This window comes from Klebsiella sp. GN_Kp190, assembly GCF_040061795.1.
GTDB classification, from domain to species: Bacteria; Pseudomonadota; Gammaproteobacteria; order Enterobacterales; family Enterobacteriaceae; genus Klebsiella; species Klebsiella michiganensis.
The window spans coordinates 16,166-34,049 of the sequence record NZ_JBEAFN010000017.1; the positions used below are offsets into that span (position 1 = coordinate 16,166).

General features: G+C 57.5%; 15 protein-coding genes. 9 read left to right on the forward strand and 6 right to left on the reverse strand.

Annotated elements, in window-relative coordinates:
* The first annotated feature begins 212 nt into the window (after window positions 1-212).
* From lsrR to ABLU67_RS12945, 3 genes are all read left to right on the forward strand, one after another.
* Window positions 213-1,184, forward strand: a complete 972-nt coding sequence (gene lsrR, locus ABLU67_RS12935) for a transcriptional regulator LsrR (protein WP_004105944.1) — start codon at window positions 213-215, stop codon at window positions 1,182-1,184.
* Window positions 1,185-1,221: 37 nt separating this feature from the next.
* On the forward strand, window positions 1,222-2,808 hold the full coding sequence (gene lsrK / locus ABLU67_RS12940; protein WP_224225444.1) for an autoinducer-2 kinase: 1,587 nt from the start codon (window positions 1,222-1,224) through the stop codon (window positions 2,806-2,808).
* 228 nt (window positions 2,809-3,036) lie between these two features.
* Window positions 3,037-5,058, forward strand: a complete 2,022-nt coding sequence (locus tag ABLU67_RS12945; RefSeq protein ID WP_207172185.1) for an NADPH-dependent 2,4-dienoyl-CoA reductase — start codon at window positions 3,037-3,039, stop codon at window positions 5,056-5,058.
* A gap of 88 nt (window positions 5,059-5,146) precedes the next feature.
* On the opposite strand, the gene rlmG is transcribed toward ABLU67_RS12945, so the two are convergent.
* Window positions 5,147-6,277, reverse strand: coding sequence for a 23S rRNA (guanine(1835)-N(2))-methyltransferase RlmG (rlmG, locus tag ABLU67_RS12950; RefSeq protein ID WP_219539043.1), 1,131 nt, complete (start codon window positions 6,275-6,277; stop codon window positions 5,147-5,149).
* A 104-nt stretch (window positions 6,278-6,381) separates the two neighbouring features.
* Window positions 6,382-7,725 carry a glycoside-pentoside-hexuronide (GPH):cation symporter gene (locus ABLU67_RS12955; protein ID WP_025108308.1) on the reverse strand — a complete coding sequence of 448 codons (1,344 nt, stop codon included), beginning with the start codon at window positions 7,723-7,725 and terminating at the stop codon, window positions 6,382-6,384.
* 107 nt (window positions 7,726-7,832) lie between these two features.
* Between ABLU67_RS12955 and ABLU67_RS12960 the strand changes: the two genes are divergently transcribed.
* The 3 genes from ABLU67_RS12960 (at window position 7,833) to ABLU67_RS12970 (ending at window position 11,053) form a co-directional block, all read left to right on the forward strand.
* A complete protein-coding gene (locus ABLU67_RS12960) occupies window positions 7,833-8,699 on the forward strand; it encodes an AraC family transcriptional regulator (RefSeq protein WP_348852324.1) in 867 nt (288 codons plus the stop codon).
* Between the two features lie 128 nt (window positions 8,700-8,827).
* The gene (locus ABLU67_RS12965) at window positions 8,828-10,471 is read left to right on the forward strand and encodes a glycoside hydrolase family 43 protein (RefSeq protein ID WP_224266337.1); all 1,644 of its coding nucleotides are present in this window, start codon (window positions 8,828-8,830) and stop codon (window positions 10,469-10,471) included.
* 78 nt (window positions 10,472-10,549) lie between these two features.
* Window positions 10,550-11,053, forward strand: coding sequence for a M48 family metallopeptidase (locus tag ABLU67_RS12970; RefSeq protein ID WP_004105953.1), 504 nt, complete (start codon window positions 10,550-10,552; stop codon window positions 11,051-11,053).
* On the opposite strand, the gene ABLU67_RS12975 is transcribed toward ABLU67_RS12970, so the two are convergent.
* Both ABLU67_RS12975 and ABLU67_RS12980 read right to left on the reverse strand, forming a co-directional pair.
* The gene (locus ABLU67_RS12975) at window positions 11,033-11,407 is read right to left on the reverse strand and encodes a type II toxin-antitoxin system death-on-curing family toxin (RefSeq protein WP_004105955.1); all 375 of its coding nucleotides are present in this window, start codon (window positions 11,405-11,407) and stop codon (window positions 11,033-11,035) included. The two genes, ABLU67_RS12970 and ABLU67_RS12975, sit on opposite strands and share 21 nt — an antisense overlap.
* Window positions 11,404-11,625: a type II toxin-antitoxin system prevent-host-death family antitoxin gene (locus ABLU67_RS12980; protein ID WP_004105957.1), complete on the reverse strand. Its 222-nt coding sequence runs from the start codon at window positions 11,623-11,625 to the stop codon at window positions 11,404-11,406. Before ABLU67_RS12980 ends, ABLU67_RS12975 begins: the two co-directional genes overlap by 4 nt.
* 159 nt (window positions 11,626-11,784) lie before the next feature.
* Between ABLU67_RS12980 and ABLU67_RS12985 the strand changes: the two genes are divergently transcribed.
* The 3 genes from ABLU67_RS12985 (at window position 11,785) to sstT (ending at window position 15,495) form a co-directional block, all read left to right on the forward strand.
* Window positions 11,785-12,774, forward strand: a complete 990-nt coding sequence (locus ABLU67_RS12985; RefSeq protein WP_057173194.1) for a Gfo/Idh/MocA family oxidoreductase — start codon at window positions 11,785-11,787, stop codon at window positions 12,772-12,774.
* Between the two features lie 250 nt (window positions 12,775-13,024).
* On the forward strand, window positions 13,025-13,993 hold the full coding sequence (locus ABLU67_RS12990; RefSeq protein ID WP_048260487.1) for a TerC family protein: 969 nt from the start codon (window positions 13,025-13,027) through the stop codon (window positions 13,991-13,993).
* Window positions 13,994-14,247: 254 nt separating this feature from the next.
* Complete coding sequence (gene sstT / locus ABLU67_RS12995) at window positions 14,248-15,495, forward strand: serine/threonine transporter SstT (protein ID WP_004105963.1); 1,248 nt, start codon at window positions 14,248-14,250, stop codon at window positions 15,493-15,495.
* Between the two features lie 18 nt (window positions 15,496-15,513).
* Here sstT and ABLU67_RS13000 read toward each other — a convergent pair whose 3' ends face one another.
* Both ABLU67_RS13000 and ABLU67_RS13005 read right to left on the reverse strand, forming a co-directional pair.
* Window positions 15,514-16,068 (reverse strand): YgjV family protein, encoded by a 555-nt coding sequence (locus tag ABLU67_RS13000; protein WP_014226934.1) that lies wholly within the window; start codon window positions 16,066-16,068, stop codon window positions 15,514-15,516.
* Between the two features lie 313 nt (window positions 16,069-16,381).
* Window positions 16,382-17,869: an altronate dehydratase family protein gene (locus tag ABLU67_RS13005; RefSeq protein WP_014226935.1), complete on the reverse strand. Its 1,488-nt coding sequence runs from the start codon at window positions 17,867-17,869 to the stop codon at window positions 16,382-16,384.
* Window positions 17,870-17,884: the final 15 nt, after the last annotated feature.

The following is a 17,884-nucleotide window of genomic DNA, read 5'->3' on the forward strand; positions in this document are numbered from 1 at the left end:
CCTCATTTTGAACAAAAGATTTTTTAAATTAATAATGTTCAAAAGCGTAGACGGTGAACTATATTTACAACCGTGCAACGATCACAGTTTTATGCTTTCGATCGTTTGAAGAAAACCAGCGGACAACGAAAGATCCGTTTTGCCAGTCGGCTCACATTTTCCGACCGCGCAATAACGAACATATGATCTAAATTTTTATAAGAGTTCACTTTATGAGCGAAAAACGCATTACGGAAGAGAGCCGCTACGCCGGGCTGGCGTTAGCCGAGGAGGAGCTGGTGGCGCGGGTGGCGTGGTGTTACTACCACGACGGCCTGACGCAGAACGACATCGGCGAGCGTTTAGGGCTGCCGCGGTTAAAGATCTCCCGCCTGCTGGAGAAGGGCCGCCAGTCGGGGGTGATCCGCGTCCAGATTAATTCGCGCTATGAGGGCTGCCTGGCGCTGGAAACCGAACTTCAGCAGCGCTTCGGTCTGAAAATTGCCCGCGTGCTGCCGGCGCTGAATACCCCGCCGATGAACACCCGCCTGGGGATTGGCGCGGCGCAATCGTTAATGGGCGTGCTGGAGCCGGGACAGCTGCTGGCGGTGGGCTTTGGCGAAGCCACCATGAGCTGCCTGCAGCACCTGAGCGGGTTTATCGGCTCCCAGCAGGTTCGGCTGGTGACGCTTTCCGGCGGCGTAGGTCCGTATATGACCGGCATTGGCCAGCTGGATGCCGCCTGTAGCGTCAGCATGATCCCCGCGCCGCTGAGGGTGTCATCGGCGGATGTGGCGGAGATCCTGCGCCGGGAATCGAGCGTCCGCGACGTGATCCTCGCCGCGACGGCGGCGGATGCGGCGGTGGTAGGTATCGGCGCCATTGACCAGCGCCGGGACGCCACCATCCTGCGCTCCGGCTATATCAGCGAAGGCGAACAGCTGATGTACGCCCGCAAAGGCGCGGTCGGCGACATTTTAGGTTATTTCCTGCAGGCCGACGGCAAACCGGTTGAAGGGCTGGAGATCCATCGGGAACTGCTCGGCGTCACCCTTGATGAGCTGGCGCAGCTGCCGACCATCGTGGGCGTCGCCGGGGGCACAGAAAAAGCGCAGGCGATTTACGCGGCCCTTATCGGCAAGCGGATTAATGGCCTGGTAACGGAAGAGACAACAGCACGCGCGGTGCTGACGCTGGCCTCATAACGGCCCTGCGCCGCGCAACACGAGCGAGGCGCATGTCATGAGTTACCTGTTAGCGTTAGATGCCGGGACCGGCAGCATTCGGGCGGTCGTATTCGATCTCCAGGGCCGCCAGATGGCGGTCGGCCAGGCCGAATGGAAGCACCTGAGCGTGGACAATGTCCCCGGCTCGATGGAGTTCGACCTTGGCACCAACTGGCAGCTGGCCTGCCAGTGTATCCGTCAGGCGCTGGCCGCCGCCCATCTCTCTGCGGCAGATATTCAGTCCGTGGCCTGCTGCTCGATGCGTGAAGGCATCGTGCTTTACGACCGCAACGGCGAGGCCATCTGGGCCTGCGCCAACGTTGACGCCCGCGCCAGCCGCGAGGTGGCGGAGCTCAAAGAGATCCACGACGACCGTTTTGAATCCGAAGTGTACGGCGTGTCCGGGCAGACCCTGGCACTGAGCGCCATGCCGCGCCTGCTGTGGCTGGCCCACCATCGCCCGGATATCTACCGCAAGGCGGCGACCATCACCATGATCAGCGACTGGCTGGCGGCGAAGCTCTCCGGCGAGCTGGCGGTCGACCCATCTAACGCCGGAACCACCGGCATGCTCGACCTGTTCAGCCGCGACTGGCGCCCGGCGCTGCTGGATATGGCCGGACTGCGGGCCGATATTCTCTCGCCGGTCAAAGAGACCGGCAGCGTACTGGGAGCGGTGACCGACGCAGCGGCGGCGCAAAGCGGGCTGCGCGCGGGCACGCCGGTGGTGATGGGCGGCGGCGACGTCCAGCTCGGCTGCCTGGGTCTCGGCGTGGTGCGCGCCGGGCAGACGGCGGTGCTCGGCGGCACTTTCTGGCAGCAGGTGGTTAATCTGCCGGAAGTCCGAACTGACCCGGAGATGAATATTCGCGTTAACCCGCACGTCATTCCCGGCATGGCGCAGGCGGAGTCCATCAGCTTCTTCACCGGCCTGACCATGCGTTGGTTCCGCGACGCGTTCTGCGCGGAAGAGAAGCTGATTGCCGGGCGCCTCGGCGTCGACGCCTACAGCCTGCTCGAAGAGATGGCCAGCCGCGTGCCGGCGGGTTCCCACGGGGTGATGCCGATTTTCTCTGACGCCATGCACTTTAAGCAGTGGTACCACGCCGCGCCGTCGTTTATTAACCTCTCCATCGACCCGGAAAAATGCAATAAGGCCACGCTTTTCCGCGCGCTGGAAGAGAACGCGGCGATTGTCTCCGCCTGCAACCTGGCGCAGATTTCGCAGTTTTCCGGCGTGCAGTTTGACAGCCTGGTCTTTGCGGGCGGGGGCTCAAAAGGCGCGCTGTGGAGCCAGATCCTCAGCGATGTCACCGGCCTCCCGGTGCGGGTGCCGGAGGTCCGCGAGGCGACGGCGCTGGGCTGCGCGATCGCCGCCGGCACCGGTGCCGGGCTGTACGGCGATATGGCGGCGACGGGCGAGAAGCTGGTGAGCTGGCACCGGGAATTTACGCCCAATCCGGCGCATCGCGAGCTGTATCACGAGATGATGATCAAATGGCAGTCGGTGTACGCCGAGCAGCTCGGTCTGGTGGACAGCGGATTAACGACCTCGATGTGGCAGGCGCCGGGGCTGACGCGCCGTGCCCCTGTTGCCCCCTAACCCTAAGCTTCTCTCCTACAGGAGAGGAAACCGTCCGGACATAACTGGCCCGGCGCCATTCCGCCCTTCTCCCTCTCCCGGAGGGAGAGGGCCGGGGTAAGGGAGAACCTTCCGCCGTTCTTTGAATCCCATCACAATCGCCGCACTCCCCTTTTCCCTTTTCGCCCGCGGCGGCTAAATTAGTAACTCATCCGACCACATAACAATAATTTTACACTGGAAGAGATTATGAGCCGCTACCCGTCGCTTTTCGCCCCGCTTGACCTGGGGTTCACAACGCTCAAAAACCGCGTGTTGATGGGCTCGATGCACACTGGCCTGGAGGAGCTGCCGGACGGCGCACAGCGGCTGGCGGCGTTTTACGCCGAGCGCGCCCGCCACGGGGTGGCGCTGATCGTCACCGGCGGGATTGCCCCGGCGCCTTCCGGCGTCACCATGGCCGGCGGCGCGGTGCTTAACGACGCCAGCCATCTCGCTCATCACCGCCATATCACCGATGCAGTACACGAAGAGGGCGGCAAAATCGCGCTGCAGATCCTGCATACCGGGCGCTACAGCTACCAGCCGCAGCTGGTGGCTCCTTCCGCGCTGCAGGCGCCGATCAACCCCTTTACGCCTCACGAACTGAGCCACGAAGAGATCTTACAGCTGATCGATGATTTTGCCCGCTGCGCCCAGCTGGCGCGGGAAGCCGGGTACGACGGCGTCGAAGTGATGGGCTCGGAAGGCTATCTGATTAACGAATTTCTTGCCGCGCGCACCAACCTGCGCGACGACCAGTGGGGCGGCGACTACGCCCGACGCATGCGTTTTGCCGTAGAGGTGGTCAGAGCCGTGCGGGAGCGCGCGGGCAGCGATTTTATTATTGTCTACCGCCTGTCGATGCTCGACCTGGTCAGCGGCGGCAGCACCCTGGCGGAGGTCACCGCGCTGGCGAAAGCGATTGAGGCCGCCGGGGCCACGATTATCAATACCGGCATCGGCTGGCACGAGGCGCGCATTCCCACCATCGCCACTCCGGTACCGCGCGGCGCGTTTAGCTGGGTCACCCGCAAGCTGAAAGGCGCGGTGTCGATCCCGCTGGTCACCACCAACCGGATTAACGATCCCGCCGTGGCGGAGGCGATCCTGGCCCGCGGAGACGCCGACATGGTATCGATGGCCCGCCCTTTCCTCGCCGACAGCGAATTTCTCTCCAAAGCACAGAGCGGGCGGGCGGATGAGATCAATACCTGTATTGGCTGCAACCAGGCCTGCCTCGATCGGATCTTCGCCGGTAAAGTCACCTCGTGTCTGGTCAACCCGCGCGCCTGCCATGAAACCCTGATGCCGATAGCGCCCGCGACCGCACCGAAGCGGCTGGCGGTAGTCGGCGCCGGTCCTGCCGGCCTGGCCTTTGCCGTTAACGCCGCCTCGCGCGGGCATCAGGTGACGCTCTTTGACGGGCACCATGAGATTGGCGGCCAGTTTACTATCGCCAAACAGATCCCCGGCAAAGAGGAGTTCCATGAAACTCTGCGTTATTACCGCCGGATGCTGGATCTTACCGGCGTCGCGCTGCGGCTTGAAACCCGGGTGACGGCCGACGATCTGCGGGCATTTGATGAGATTATCCTCGCCACCGGGATCGCCCCGCGGATGCCGGATATCGCCGGGATCGATCATCCGAAGGTACTGAGCTACCTCGATGTCCTGCGTGATAAAGCGCCGGTCGGCGAGAAGGTGGCGATTATCGGCTGCGGCGGGATCGGCTTTGATACCGCCATGTACCTCAGCCAGTCCGGCATCGCAACCAGCCAGAATATTGGCGAGTTCTGTGCGGAATGGGGGATCGATACCAGCCTGCAGAGCGCGGGCGGATTACGCCCGGAGGGGGTGCAGCTGGCTAAAAGCCCGCGCCAGATCGTGATGCTGCAGCGCAAAACCAGCAAGCCCGGCGACGGGCTGGGGAAAACCACCGGCTGGATCCACCGCGCCACCCTGCTGGCCCGCGGCGTCAAAATGATACCCGGCGTCAGCTATCAACGGATCGATGATGCCGGCCTACATGTGACGATCGGCGGCGAATCTCAGGTGCTTAACGTTGATCATGTGATTATCTGCGCCGGTCAGGATCCCCGCCGCGAGCTGGCCGATCCGCTGCAGGCGGCGGGTAAAACGGTGCATTTGATTGGCGGCTGCGACGTGGCGATGGAGCTGGACGCCCGGCGGGCAATCGCTCAGGGCACCCGGCTGGCGCTGTCGATTTAGGAAAGGAAACCCGGCCGGTAGCCCGACTAAGGTATCAGCCGGTAGCCCGGCTAAGGCGTCAGCCGCAAGCCGGGGAAACCGATAACGCTCAGCGCTGTTTGCGCACCTTTGTCGCTTTCAATACCACAAATTTATTATTGGTGGCGATCGTCGTGCAGTTACCGAACGCGCGCTTCAGCTTGCGGAAATAATCGAGATGGCGGTTACCGACAACATACAGCTCGCCGCCGTACTTCAGACTGCGGCGGGCGTCGTTAAACATCTGCCAGGCAATATGATCGGTGATCGCATGCTGCTGATGAAACGGCGGGTTGCAGAGGATGGCGGCGAAGCGGTCCGGCTCAATATCGGACAGCGCGTTATTCACCACAAACTCGCAGCGCTCGAGGTCATCCGGCATATTGGTTTCGACGTTCAGCCGGCTGGAAGCGACCGCCATATAGGACTCATCGGTAAACATCACCCGGGCGTCCGGGTTTAAAGCCAGCGCTTTCAGGCCAATCACGCCGTTGCCGCAGCCAAGATCGGCGATCTCGCCTTCAATATTTGCCGGCAGATGCTCCAGGAAGAAGCGCGCGCCAATATCCAGGCCGCTGCGGGCGAACACGTTGGCGTGGTTGTGAATCGTCCACGGCGTACCGTCCAGCGGCCAGCTGTAGGTTTGCGGCGCATCGGCCACCTCAGGCGCGGTAAAGGTACAGAAAATCAGCCGCGCCTTTTTCCATGCCAGCGATGTGGTGGTGGTGCCCAGGATCTTCTCAAACAGCGCCAGGGTGGAATTGTGGACATCCCGCGCTTTCGCGGCGGCGATGATGCGGGTTTCCGGCGTGACAACCTCGCACAGCGCGCGCAGCTGCTGCTCCAGCAGCGCCAGCTGCTTCGGAACCTTAATGAGCACCAGCGCCGGCGCGGCAGGCAGTTCGCTCAGGGGATCCTGAAAACGTACGCTCTCTTCATCAATGCCGTTCATCCGCAGGTTGTAGCGGGTCGCCAGCTCAGATACGTAGGAATCGTTGATGCTGACCGGGTTGCGTTCCGCCAGCGCGCAGCCCAGCGCGCCAAAGCTGTCATTGAAAATGAGCGTCAGGCCGTCGACGTCATTCACCTGTTGCAGCAGATATTCATCCGCCGCTTCCCACGCCTGAAGCGCTTCCTCTTCAGCATTCGGCGGGAACCGCTCTAATGTGAATAACTCACCGTTTAACTCTACCTGGCTCATCGCCTTTGTGCCTCCGGAACACTAAAACCCGCGAGTTTATACGCAAACTTCGCCCAGTAGAATAGAGATGCGCCGATTATCTCCATCTGCCGGGCGACAGTCCATTACGCCGGGATGTCGTCCTGCGCCAGGCGCGACAGGCGTTTATCGTCCAGGCTGTACTTGCTCATGATAACAATCAGCAGCGCCACCAGCACCCCGGGGAAGACGGTGAACAGCAGCTTGATCATCTGCAGCGCGGAGTCGGTTTGCTGCGCTGCGCCGCCAACGTAGTCGCCCCATGCCAGCATATAGCCCACCAGCGCGCCGCCGATGGCGATCCCCAGCTTGATGGCAAACAGGTTCGTTGAAAAAACGATCCCGCTGAGCTTTTTACCGCTGCGTTTCTCTTCCGCATCGATAATATCGGACAGCATGCTCCACTGCAGCGGCGTGGCGGCCAGCTGAATAATATTGATGATAATCACCAGCGCAAAGATAGCGGCCACGTTCCCCGCCGGGACGAAGTACATGCCTATCAGCAGCGCCGCCTCGATGGCCATCGAGATTTTAAACCCTTTCACTTTATCAATATTTTTAAAGATAAACGGGGAGAGCATCGCCCCCAGCACGCCGGAAGCCAGGGTGGTGGTCAGCAGCAGACTGCCCAGATCCGCCCGCCCCATAATGTTGTTGACGTAATAGAGCGTGGTCCCGCCTTTAAACAGCACCGCAATCAGGTTAACGACGTTGAGCGCGAAGAGAATGCGCCAGTCCTTGTTGGCGAGCAGGGTTTTCAGATCGTCAAGAATGCTGCTTTGATTGTTGACCGCGATATCCGTGGTGTAGCGCTCTTTCGTCAGGCCGAAGCAGATAAAGAACAGAATGATGCTCAGGCACCCCATCACAATCATGGTGTAAAAATAGCCGTTTTGCACATTACCCTGACCCAGCCAGGCCACCAGCGGCAGCGCGGTCAGCGAGACAATCAGACCGCCGAGCGTACTGAGCGCAAAGCGCCAGGACTGAAGCGAAACGCGCTCGCGGGAATCGTTAGAGATATTATTGATCATCGCGCAATACGGAACGTTAATCGCCGTATAGACCAGCGATAATAAGGTATAAGAAACATAGGCGTAAATCAGCTTGCCGGTATAGCCGAAATCCGGCGTATAAAACGTTAAGCAGCAAAGTACGCCAAAAGGAATCGCGAACCATAAAATATAAGGGCGGAATTGCCCATATTTAGTCCGGGTACGGTCCGCCACCGCCCCCATTAATACATCGGTGACCGCGTCTAATACCCTGACTGCGAGAAACATGGTCCCCATATGCGCCGGACTTAAACCAAATACGTCGGTATAAAACCAGGCCATAAACAGCATCACTGTCTGCCAGACTAAATTACAGCCGGTATCCCCTAACCCATAGCTAAATTTTTCTTTAATACTGATACGGGCAGTGTTCATCGCGCCTCCGCCAGAAAGATCGTTAATATTTGTCCTCTGTACGTTATTGCTTAGGGCTTACCGATTATGTATAAATCATCCTGTTAAATATAAGAAGAGTGTACCCGATGAGTGATGAATCTCCCGTTTTCGAAAAGATCCCCGTGGGCGCCGGCGAGCTATTTACCCTGCGGGTAGATAACATAAACGATTTCAATGGCATAAACGTAGTCCCGCATTTTCATATGATGGACGAACTGATGTGGTTCCGAGAGTCGGAGGGCAGCTATTCGATTGGTGATGAGAAATTTACGATAAAAAACAATACCCTGGTTTTCGTCCCCGCCTTACTGATCCATGAAATGACGCTCCCGGCCACCGCCAGCCACAAGCGTTATCTTATGCAATTCGAAAAAGAGTGGCTCGAGGGATACGACCTGTCGCTCCCCGCCGCCCACTGCGGCGCGGTCGCTTACCTTTCCGGCGAGGAAGCCGAGCGCCTGGAGCTGTTGCTGAGCTGGTGCGGCGAGTTCAGCGACTTTACCGATTCGCTGTTTCGCTCCCTGATGCAGAGCGTACTGCTGCACGCCTTTAATAGCCTGAAAGATTCCGTCCCCATTACCGAACGCACCAACCATCGCTATCTGAGCGAGCTGATCGAACTTCTGCAATCTATTGATGAAAATGAAAATTTTGAGATGACAACCGAAGAAGCCGCCCGCCGCTGCCGGTGGTCGAAATCCTGGTTTTCCCGCACCTTTAAATCCGCCTTCGGCATCAGCTTCAAAAAATTTATGCTGCTGCGCAAACTGAATATCGCTATCAATCTACTGACCAACACCGACCTGAAGATTAGCGATATCTCGCAAAGCGCCGGCTTCACCGACAGCGCCTACTTCTGCCTCAAGTTTAAAGAGATGATGAACGACACCCCGCTGGCCTTCCGTCACAAAGTCAGAAGCACCGATGCCGTAGGGCGTCAGGCGGAGAAATAACGCGTTTTTGTGAGCCGCATCACCGGATGAGTAGACGTTTATTATATAAATAGCCAGAGTCTATATATCCCCGTCGCCATCGCCTATTTACAATCATCGCTATATTTTGCGCATTAAGGGTAAATACGATGATTCAGAATCCTGTTTTTAAAGGTTTTAATCCTGACCCCAGTATCTGTCGGCGCGGCGATGATTATTATGTGGCGGTCTCTTCCTTTGAATGGTTTCCCGGTCTGCCGGTTTATCATTCGAGGGATTTAAAACATTGGCAATTACTTACCCACGTTCTTACCGATGATAATAATCCGGATTTAAAAAAGCTGCCCTCCGCCAAAGGCATTTGGGCACCGAGCCTGACCTGGTGTGAAGAGGAAAAGCTGTTCTACGTTATTTATGGCGTGATGAATTCCATGAATTCACGTTATTTCGATGTAGATAACTATCTTATTACCGCCAGTGAAATCACCGGCCCGTGGAGTGAGCCGGTTTATCTCCACTCTGCCGGGTTCGATGCCTCCATTTTGCACGACACCGACGGAAAAAAATGGATCGTATCCCTGGAGTGGGAAACCCGCGAAGGTTACGAAAAACCGGGCGCCATTTGCCTGGTGGAGTATTCGCCGCAAACGCGAAGCGTTGTCGGCTATCCGCAGCGGATCTGGCGCGGCGGTACCGATCGCGGCTGTATTGAAGCACCGCATTTGACGCGCCGCGGCGACTATTACTACCTGATGGTCGCCGAAGGCGGCACCGGCTACGGCCATGCGGTCACTATGGCGCGCGCAACGCAGGTCGCCGGCCCCTATGAAGGCGATCCGCAAAACCCCATCGTCACCTCCTGGCCGGAGAACTATAACGCGCGCCACGACGCAGACCATCTCAAACCACACTACTTCAATCCGCAAACCTATCTGCAAAAAGCCGGGCACGGCAGCTACGTCGAGACCCCGACGGGCGAAGTCTGGTTAACCCATCTTTGCAGCAGGCCCTTCCGCCAGGTGCTGCGCTGCCCGCTGGGCCGCGAGACGGCGATACAAAAGATGGTATGGAGCGACGATGGCTGGCTGCGCATGGCGGCCGGGGGGAACCTCGCTCAGCACCAGGTGGAAGAGTCTAATCTGCCTTCTCAGCCGTTTCCGGCTAAACCAGACAGGGATGATTTTGATGGGCAGACGCTGGATAACGCCTTCTATGCGCCGCGGATCCGCCTTCAGCGCTTTACCAGCCTTGAACGTAAAGCAGGCTACCTTGCCTTACGCGGCCAGGAGTCGCTGAGCTCGCTCAATAAAGTCAGCCTGCTGGCGAAAAAGCTCACCTCGGTATACGCCACCATCGTCACGAAGATGGAGTTCAGCCCGGAGATTTATCAGCACAGCGCCGGCCTGACGCTCTATTACGACAACATGAACTATCTGTTTTTGCATAAAACCTGGGATGAAGCCTCCGGCGCAGCGCAGCTGGCCATCATTTATATGGATAACGGCGAGCGTCACGACGACCCGCAGAAAATCCGCCTTGCGGAGGGAGAAGTCTATCTGGCGATGGCGATTAACGGCCGGGAGATACAATGCTCGTGGTCCGCGGATGGCGAAAAATACCAAAACATCGGCGCGGTCTACGACACCTCGCATTTTTCCGATGAATACAGCCGCTACGGCGAGTTTACCGGCGCGTTTGTCGGCATGGCCTGCGTGGATAGCATGCTGCATCGTAAAGAGGCGCTGTTTGACTTCTTTAGCTACCGGGCGGTAGAAGACGCGATAATCGAGTAACGCCGCCTTTCTGGCATCCTGCCCGCGCGGGGTGCTAGAATCCCCGGCAGTTGTCGCTGAATGACCCAAACAGGCTGCATGAGCACTTTAACCTATCTCCAGGGCTACCCTGAATCCCTGCTTGCGCAGGTCACCGCGTTAATCGAACAGAACCGTCTCGGCGAGGTGCTGAAAAAGCGCTATCCGCAGGGCCACGATATCAACAACGATAAAGCGCTGTACCAGTATACCCAGGATCTGAAGTCCCGCTATCTGCGCGGCGCGGCGCCGATCAATAAGGTGATGTACGACAACAAGATCCACGTGCTCAACAACGCGCTCGGCCTGCATACCGCCATCTCCCGCGTTCAGGGCGGCAAGCTGAAGGCCAAAGCCGAAATTCGCGTCGCCACCGTCTTTCGCGATGCGCCGGAGGATTTTCTGCGGATGATCGTGGTGCACGAGCTGGCGCACCTGAAGGAAAAAGAGCACAACAAAGCGTTCTATCAGCTGTGCTGCCATATGGAGCCGCAGTACCATCAGCTGGAGTTTGATACCCGCCTGTGGCTGACCCAGCTTTCGTTAGAGCGCCAATTGCCGTAACGCATCAGCAAGAACCACTACCGTAGCTTCGCCTGTCGCAGCCAGCACAGTGAGTTCTTCCAACCGGGTATCTTCATCAGCGATAAGATACCCATTGCGGGCCAGGAACGTCATGGTGATAAAAAAAGCAGTCCTCTTATTACCATCATTAAAAATGTGCCCACGCGCGATAGCGACCCAATAGGTTGCAGCCAGTTCAAAAATGTCGTTCACCCCTTCATAGTGAAAGCGGTTCTGTACACGATAAATTATGGCTTCCGCCCGACCAGGATCGGACATACCTTTAACGCCGGGGAGATGTTGTAAAATGCGATCATGAAAGGCAATGACTTCGCTTGCGCTCACCCATTTCATCGATCGGTCAACGCCTTAACTGTGCGGCCGTGTCGCTGCATAATAAAATCAAACTCCGCATCAAGTTTGGCATTCATAAACGTTTCATATTCCGCCTTACTGATCAAAACATTAGACGTTCCATCACGCCGTGTAATTTCAATCGGTTCTCCGCTGGCAGCGGCGTCCATGACGGCCGCAATATTCTGTCTGGCTTCAGATGTACTGTATGAGCGCATAAATTTCTCCCGGCTTGAATTGTACACATTAATTGTACGCTTTATGCGTACATCAGACAACTCACCACTCTTCGAGCTTCTGCGCCATAGCGCACTGGTTTTGTCATGATGGCGTGCTACAGTGACGAAAGGTCCCTTTTACGGAGTTCGTCAACGTTTATGATACGTTTCGCAGTTGTTGGCACAAACTGGATAACCAAGCAGTTTGTCGATGCCGCCCATGAAACCGGCAAATATAAACTCACCGCCATCTACTCCCGCAGCCTTGAGCAAGCCCAGGCCTTCGCCAGCGACTATCCCGTCGAACATCTGTTCACTTCGCTGGAAGATTTAGCGCAAAGCCCTGACGTTGACGCGGTCTATATCGCCAGCCCAAACTCGCTGCACTTCCCGCAAACCCGCCTGTTTCTGCGCCATAAAAAGCACGTGATTTGCGAAAAACCGCTGGCCTCGAACCTGCAGGAAGTTGAAGCCGCGATCAAAACGGCGCGGGAAAATAACGTGGTGCTCTTCGAAGCGTTCAAAACCGCCAGCCTGCCAAACTTCCAGCTGCTTAAACAGTCGTTCGACAAGATCGGCAAGCTGCGCAAAGCCTTTATTAACTACTGCCAGTACTCTTCCCGCTATCAGCGCTATCTCGACGGTGAAAATCCCAACACCTTCAATCCGGCCTTCTCTAACGGCTCGATTATGGACATCGGCTTTTACTGTCTGGCCTCCGCGGTGGCGCTGTGGGGCGAGCCTCGCGCGGTGCACGCAACCGCCAGTCTGCTGGAGAGCGGCGTCGATGGCCAGGGCACGGTCGTTCTCAGCTACGGGGATTTTGATGTCACCCTGCACCACTCGAAGGTCAGCGATTCCGCCATCCCCAGCGAAATTCAGGGCGAAGCCGGCGCGCTGGTGATCGAAAAAATCTCCGAATGCCAGAAAGTCTGCTTCGTGCCGCGCGGCGGCAAGCCTCAGGATCTCACCCAGCCGCAGCATATCAATACGATGCTGTATGAAGCGGAGGAGTTCGCTCGTCTGGTCGAAGCCAACGAGGTGGCTCATCCGGGTCTGGAAGTGAGCCGCATCACGGCGAAGCTGCTGAGCGAAATTCGTCGCCAGACCGGCGTGGTCTTCCCGGCGGATAGTCAACCGGTGGCGTAAAGCTGTGTAAATGGTCCGTCGGCCTCCATTGACGCCATTTATAACCTGTAATACTTTGTTACGCGCAAAGGGGAGTAACTTCCTTGCCGGCCGATCGTCATTACGATGCGTGAAAAACCGCATCCGGTCGCCGGGCAACAGATTCTTGTTGTAAGTGAGACCTTGCCGGAAGGCGAGGTCTATGCATAAAAGCGCAGCGGCTGCCGTCTTCCGACGTCAGCCGTTTTGTTTTTATGTAAGGAAAATAGTAATGAATACTGTCGGCACACCGTTATTATGGGGCGGATTCGCAGTGGTCGTGGTCATCATGCTGGCTATCGATCTGCTGCTGCAGGGACGGCGTGGTGCGCATAGCATGACCATGAAGCAGGCCGCTGGCTGGTCCATTCTCTGGGTTACCCTCTCGCTGCTGTTTAACGCCGCTTTCTGGTGGTATCTGGTGCAGACCGAAGGTCGCGCCGTGGCCGACCCGCAAGCGCTGGCGTTCCTCACCGGCTATCTGATCGAGAAAGCGCTGGCCGTGGATAACGTCTTCGTCTGGCTGATGCTGTTCAGCTACTTTGCCGTTCCGCCTGCGCTACAGCGCAGAGTGCTGGTTTACGGCGTACTGGGCGCGATCGTGCTGCGTACGATCATGATCTTCGCCGGCAGCTGGCTGATTTCTCAGTTTGAATGGCTGCTCTACGTCTTCGGCGCATTCCTGCTGTTTACCGGCGTGAAGATGGCGCTGGCGAAAGAGGACGATTCCGGGATCGGCGATAAACCGCTGGTACGCTGGATCCGCAATCATCTGCGCATGACGGATAAAATCGAAGGTGAACGCTTCTTTACCCGCAAAAACGGCGTTATCTACGCCACGCCGCTGCTGCTGGTGCTGATCCTGGTCGAGCTGAGCGACGTTATCTTTGCCGTCGACAGCATTCCGGCCATCTTCGCCGTGACCACCGATCCGTTTATCGTGCTGACCTCAAACCTGTTCGCGATTCTCGGCCTGCGCGCGATGTATTTCCTGCTGGCGGGCGTCGCGGAGCGTTTCTCCATGCTGAAGTACGGCCTGTCGGTGATTCTGGTGTTTATCGGCATCAAGATGCTGATTGTCGATTTTTACCATATTCCCATCGGCATTTCGCTGGGCGTGGTCGGCGGTATTCTGGCGTTGACGCTGCTGATCAACGCCTGGGTCAATAAGCAGAACGATCGGAAAAAACAGCTGCAGTAAGACGTAAACGGCCGGGTGAAGACCCGTTTCACCCGGTCGGCAACGTTTGCCGCGCATTATTCTTACTCATGTCACAAAATAGTTAATACATAGTTAAAAAATAAGATCCCAGCGCGATAAACAGCATTTTACCCTTCCCCAGAAGCGTTCTTTCCGTATACTCAACCAGGCAAACATCTATTTACATCCGGACATAAACGTTACAAATAATACGTAGCCGGGACGGACAGCGACATCACTGGAAGGAATGAATTATGGCAACCCCATCACCCCGATCGACCCTGCTACGGCGACTGGCTCAGGGCAGTCTGGTCAAACAAATTTTAATTGGTCTGGTACTCGGCGTACTGCTGGCGACGGTCTCAAAACCGGCCGCCGTGGCGGTTGGACTGCTGGGGACGCTGTTCGTCGGCGCGCTGAAAGCGGTGGCGCCGGTGCTGGTACTGATGCTGGTCATGGCCTCTATCGCCAACCATCAGCAGGGGCAGAAAACCAGCATTCGCCCGATTCTGTTCCTCTATCTGCTGGGGACTTTTGCCGCCGCGTTAACCGCGGTGCTGTTCAGCTTCCTCTTTCCGTCAACGCTGCACCTGAACGCGGCGGCAGAGAGCATCACCCCACCGTCGGGTATCGTCGAAGTCCTGCGCGGGCTGCTGATGAGCATGGTTTCTAACCCCATTGACGCGCTGCTGAACGCCAACTATATCGGAATTCTGGTATGGGCCGTCGGTTTAGGATTCGCGCTGCGCCACGGCAATGAAACCACCAAAAATCTGATTAACGACATGTCCCACGCGGTTACCTTTATCGTTAAGGTGGTGATTCGCTTTGCGCCGCTGGGTATCTTCGGCCTGGTCGCTTCCACGCTGGCGACGACCGGTTTTGAAACCCTGTGGGGCTATGCCCAGCTGCTGCTGGTGCTGGTTGGCTGTATGCTGCTGGTGGCGCTGGTGATTAACCCGCTGCTGGTGTTCTGGAAAATCCGCCGCAACCCGTATCCGCTAGTGATGACCTGCCTGCGCGAAAGCGGCGTATACGCCTTCTTTACCCGCAGCTCCGCCGCCAACATTCCGGTGAATATGGCGCTGTGCGAAAAGCTGAATCTGGATCGCGATACCTATTCGGTCTCTATTCCGCTGGGCGCGACCATTAACATGGCCGGCGCGGCGATTACCATCACGGTTCTGACCCTGGCGGCCGTACACACGCTGAATGTTCCGGTCGATCTGCCGACCGCGCTGCTGCTGAGCGTGGTCGCCTCGCTGTGCGCCTGCGGCGCCTCCGGCGTGGCGGGCGGGTCGCTGCTGCTGATCCCGCTGGCCTGTAATATGTTTGGTATCCCGAACGATATCGCCATGCAGGTGGTCGCCGTGGGCTTCATCATCGGCGTTCTGCAGGACTCCTGCGAAACCGCGCTGAACTCCTCGACCGATGCGCTGTTCACCGCCGCCGCCTGTATCGCTGAAGACGAACAGCTGGCGAAAAACGCCCTGCGCAGTTAATCTCACCTCTCCCCTCCGCTAACGCGCGGAGGGGTTCTCTTTCTGCCCCGCCTTTTCCGCTTTAAACGGATCGATACCGCGCTTTTGCATCCGCCGGAATCGGATGATATTCAGACCGTTCATCAACAGGAAGCTGCCTTCAATCAGGGTGCCGCCGATCGAGCCCAGCCAAAAGTTGTGGATCACCCAGCAGGCGGTCGAACACCACATGACGCAGCGGACGGTTAGACCCGAGCAGCGAAAGAGCGCCCAGGTACTGGCCAGGGTGCCAATAATCGGCAGCAGCTCCATGGCGTGCTGCAGCTTCGCCAGCCCCAGCACCAGGGTGAGCACGATAAACAGGGCCATCACCCACAGCCTGCGGGTGCGCATGGAGATCAGGGTGCGGACGGTATTCAGCTCGGCGCTCATTCCCGCCGGCCAGGCGCCCATCAAAAAGAAATGCACGCCAATGGTGGCGCTATAGACGGCCAGCTGTAGCTTAAAGCGACGCTCATCGCGGTTGAAAAAGGTCGTAATCCCGATCAGAAAGGCGATAACGCCGACGCCCTGGGCAAGCCAGTATGCGGTCATGAAAAGTCCTTATATACCCGTCATACTTCAAGTTGCATGTGCGTTAGCTGCGTTCGTTCACCCCGGTCACTTACTTCAGTAAGCTCCCGGGGATTCGCTCACTTGCCGCATGATTCGCCCCTACGGGACTCACCCTTTCAGGGCCAGCGCAAGCGCTGTTCAAAACGGTTAACCGTTTTGTCCTGCAACTCGAATTATTTAGGGTATAAGACAAAACGGCGCATCATACTCTGAAACGCCGCTTTTGAAACGACTCCCTTTATTACTCAACAAGGTTTCACGCCGCAGCTGTGGCGTGAAAGATAACGAGTAATTAAAGGGTGACGCCGCTTTTGAAAATAGCCAGCTCGCGGAAATCATTACGCTCATTGCAGGTCTGCTTACCGTTCGCAAAAGCCACAATGGTATCGACAAACTCCTCCAGCAGCTGCGGCATCGCTTTACCGTGAATCAGCTGACCGGCATCGAAGTCGATCCAGTGTTTTTTCTTCGCCGCCAGTTCGCTGTTGGTGGCAATTTTCACCGTTGGCACAAAACCGCCGTACGGCGTGCCGCGACCGGTGCTGAAGAGCACCATATGGCAGCCCGCGCCGGCCAGGGCGCTGGTCGCAACCGCATCGTTGCCCGGGGCGCTCAGCAGGTTCAGGCCGTGCACTTTTAGCCGCTCGCCATAGCGCAGGACGTCGACCACCTGGCTGGAGCCCGCTTTCTGCGTGCAGCCCAGCGACTTATCCTCCAGCGTCGTGATACCGCCCGCTTTGTTGCCCGGCGATGGATTCTCATAAATCGGCTGGTCATGAGCGATAAAGTACTGTTTGAAATCATTAACCATCGTCACCAGCTTGCCAAACGTCTCTTCATCGCGACAGTGGCTCATCAGCAGCTGCTCGGCGCCGAACATTTCCGGCACTTCGGTCAGCACGGTGGTGCCGCCGTTGGCAATCAGATAATCCGAGAAGCGGCCCAGCATCGGGTTTGCGGTGATGCCGGACAAACCGTCAGAGCCGCCGCACTCAAGACCAAACTTCAGTTCGCTCAGCTTACCCGGCTCGCGCTTGTCGTGGCGCATCACTTCATATAGCTGGCGCAGATGCTCCAGCCCGGCTTCCACTTCGTCATCCTGGTGCTGGCAGATCATAAAGTGGACGCGGTCAGGGTCGAACTCGCCCAGCGTTTCGCGGAAGGCATCAACCTGATTGTTTTCGCAGCCCAGGCCGACCACCAGTACCGCCCCGGCGTTCGGGTGGCGCACCATATTTTGCAGCATGGTACGGGTGTTGATGTGATCGTCACCGAGCTGTGAGCAGCCGTAGGTATGGCTGAAGAGATGAACGCCGTCGATACCTTCCGCGTCGTTGGTTTCCTTCAGAAAACGGTTCTGCATCTGGCGCGCCATGGCGTTAACGCAGCCGACGGTCGGCAGGATCCACAGCTCGTTGCGCACCCCGACTTCACCATTGGCGCGACGATAAATCTGGATGTCGCGATCCGCCGGCTGCGCGGCGGGTTCGATCAGATCCGGTTGATAGCTGTACGCGTCGAGATCGCTTAAGTTAGTACGCGTATTATGGGAGTGGATATGTTCCCCCGGCGCAATATCCGCCAGCGCATGCCCTATCGGCAGACCATACTTAATGACGTTGTCTCCCTTCGCAATGCCGCGCAGCGTAAACTTATGCCCGCGCGCAATATCCTGCGCCAACGTGACCGTATCGCCGTCAATGGTGACTACCGTGCCTGCCGCCATATCCGCCAACGCTACCGCGACGTTATCGTGCGAATGGATTTTAATGTATTGCATATCAACCGACCTCTG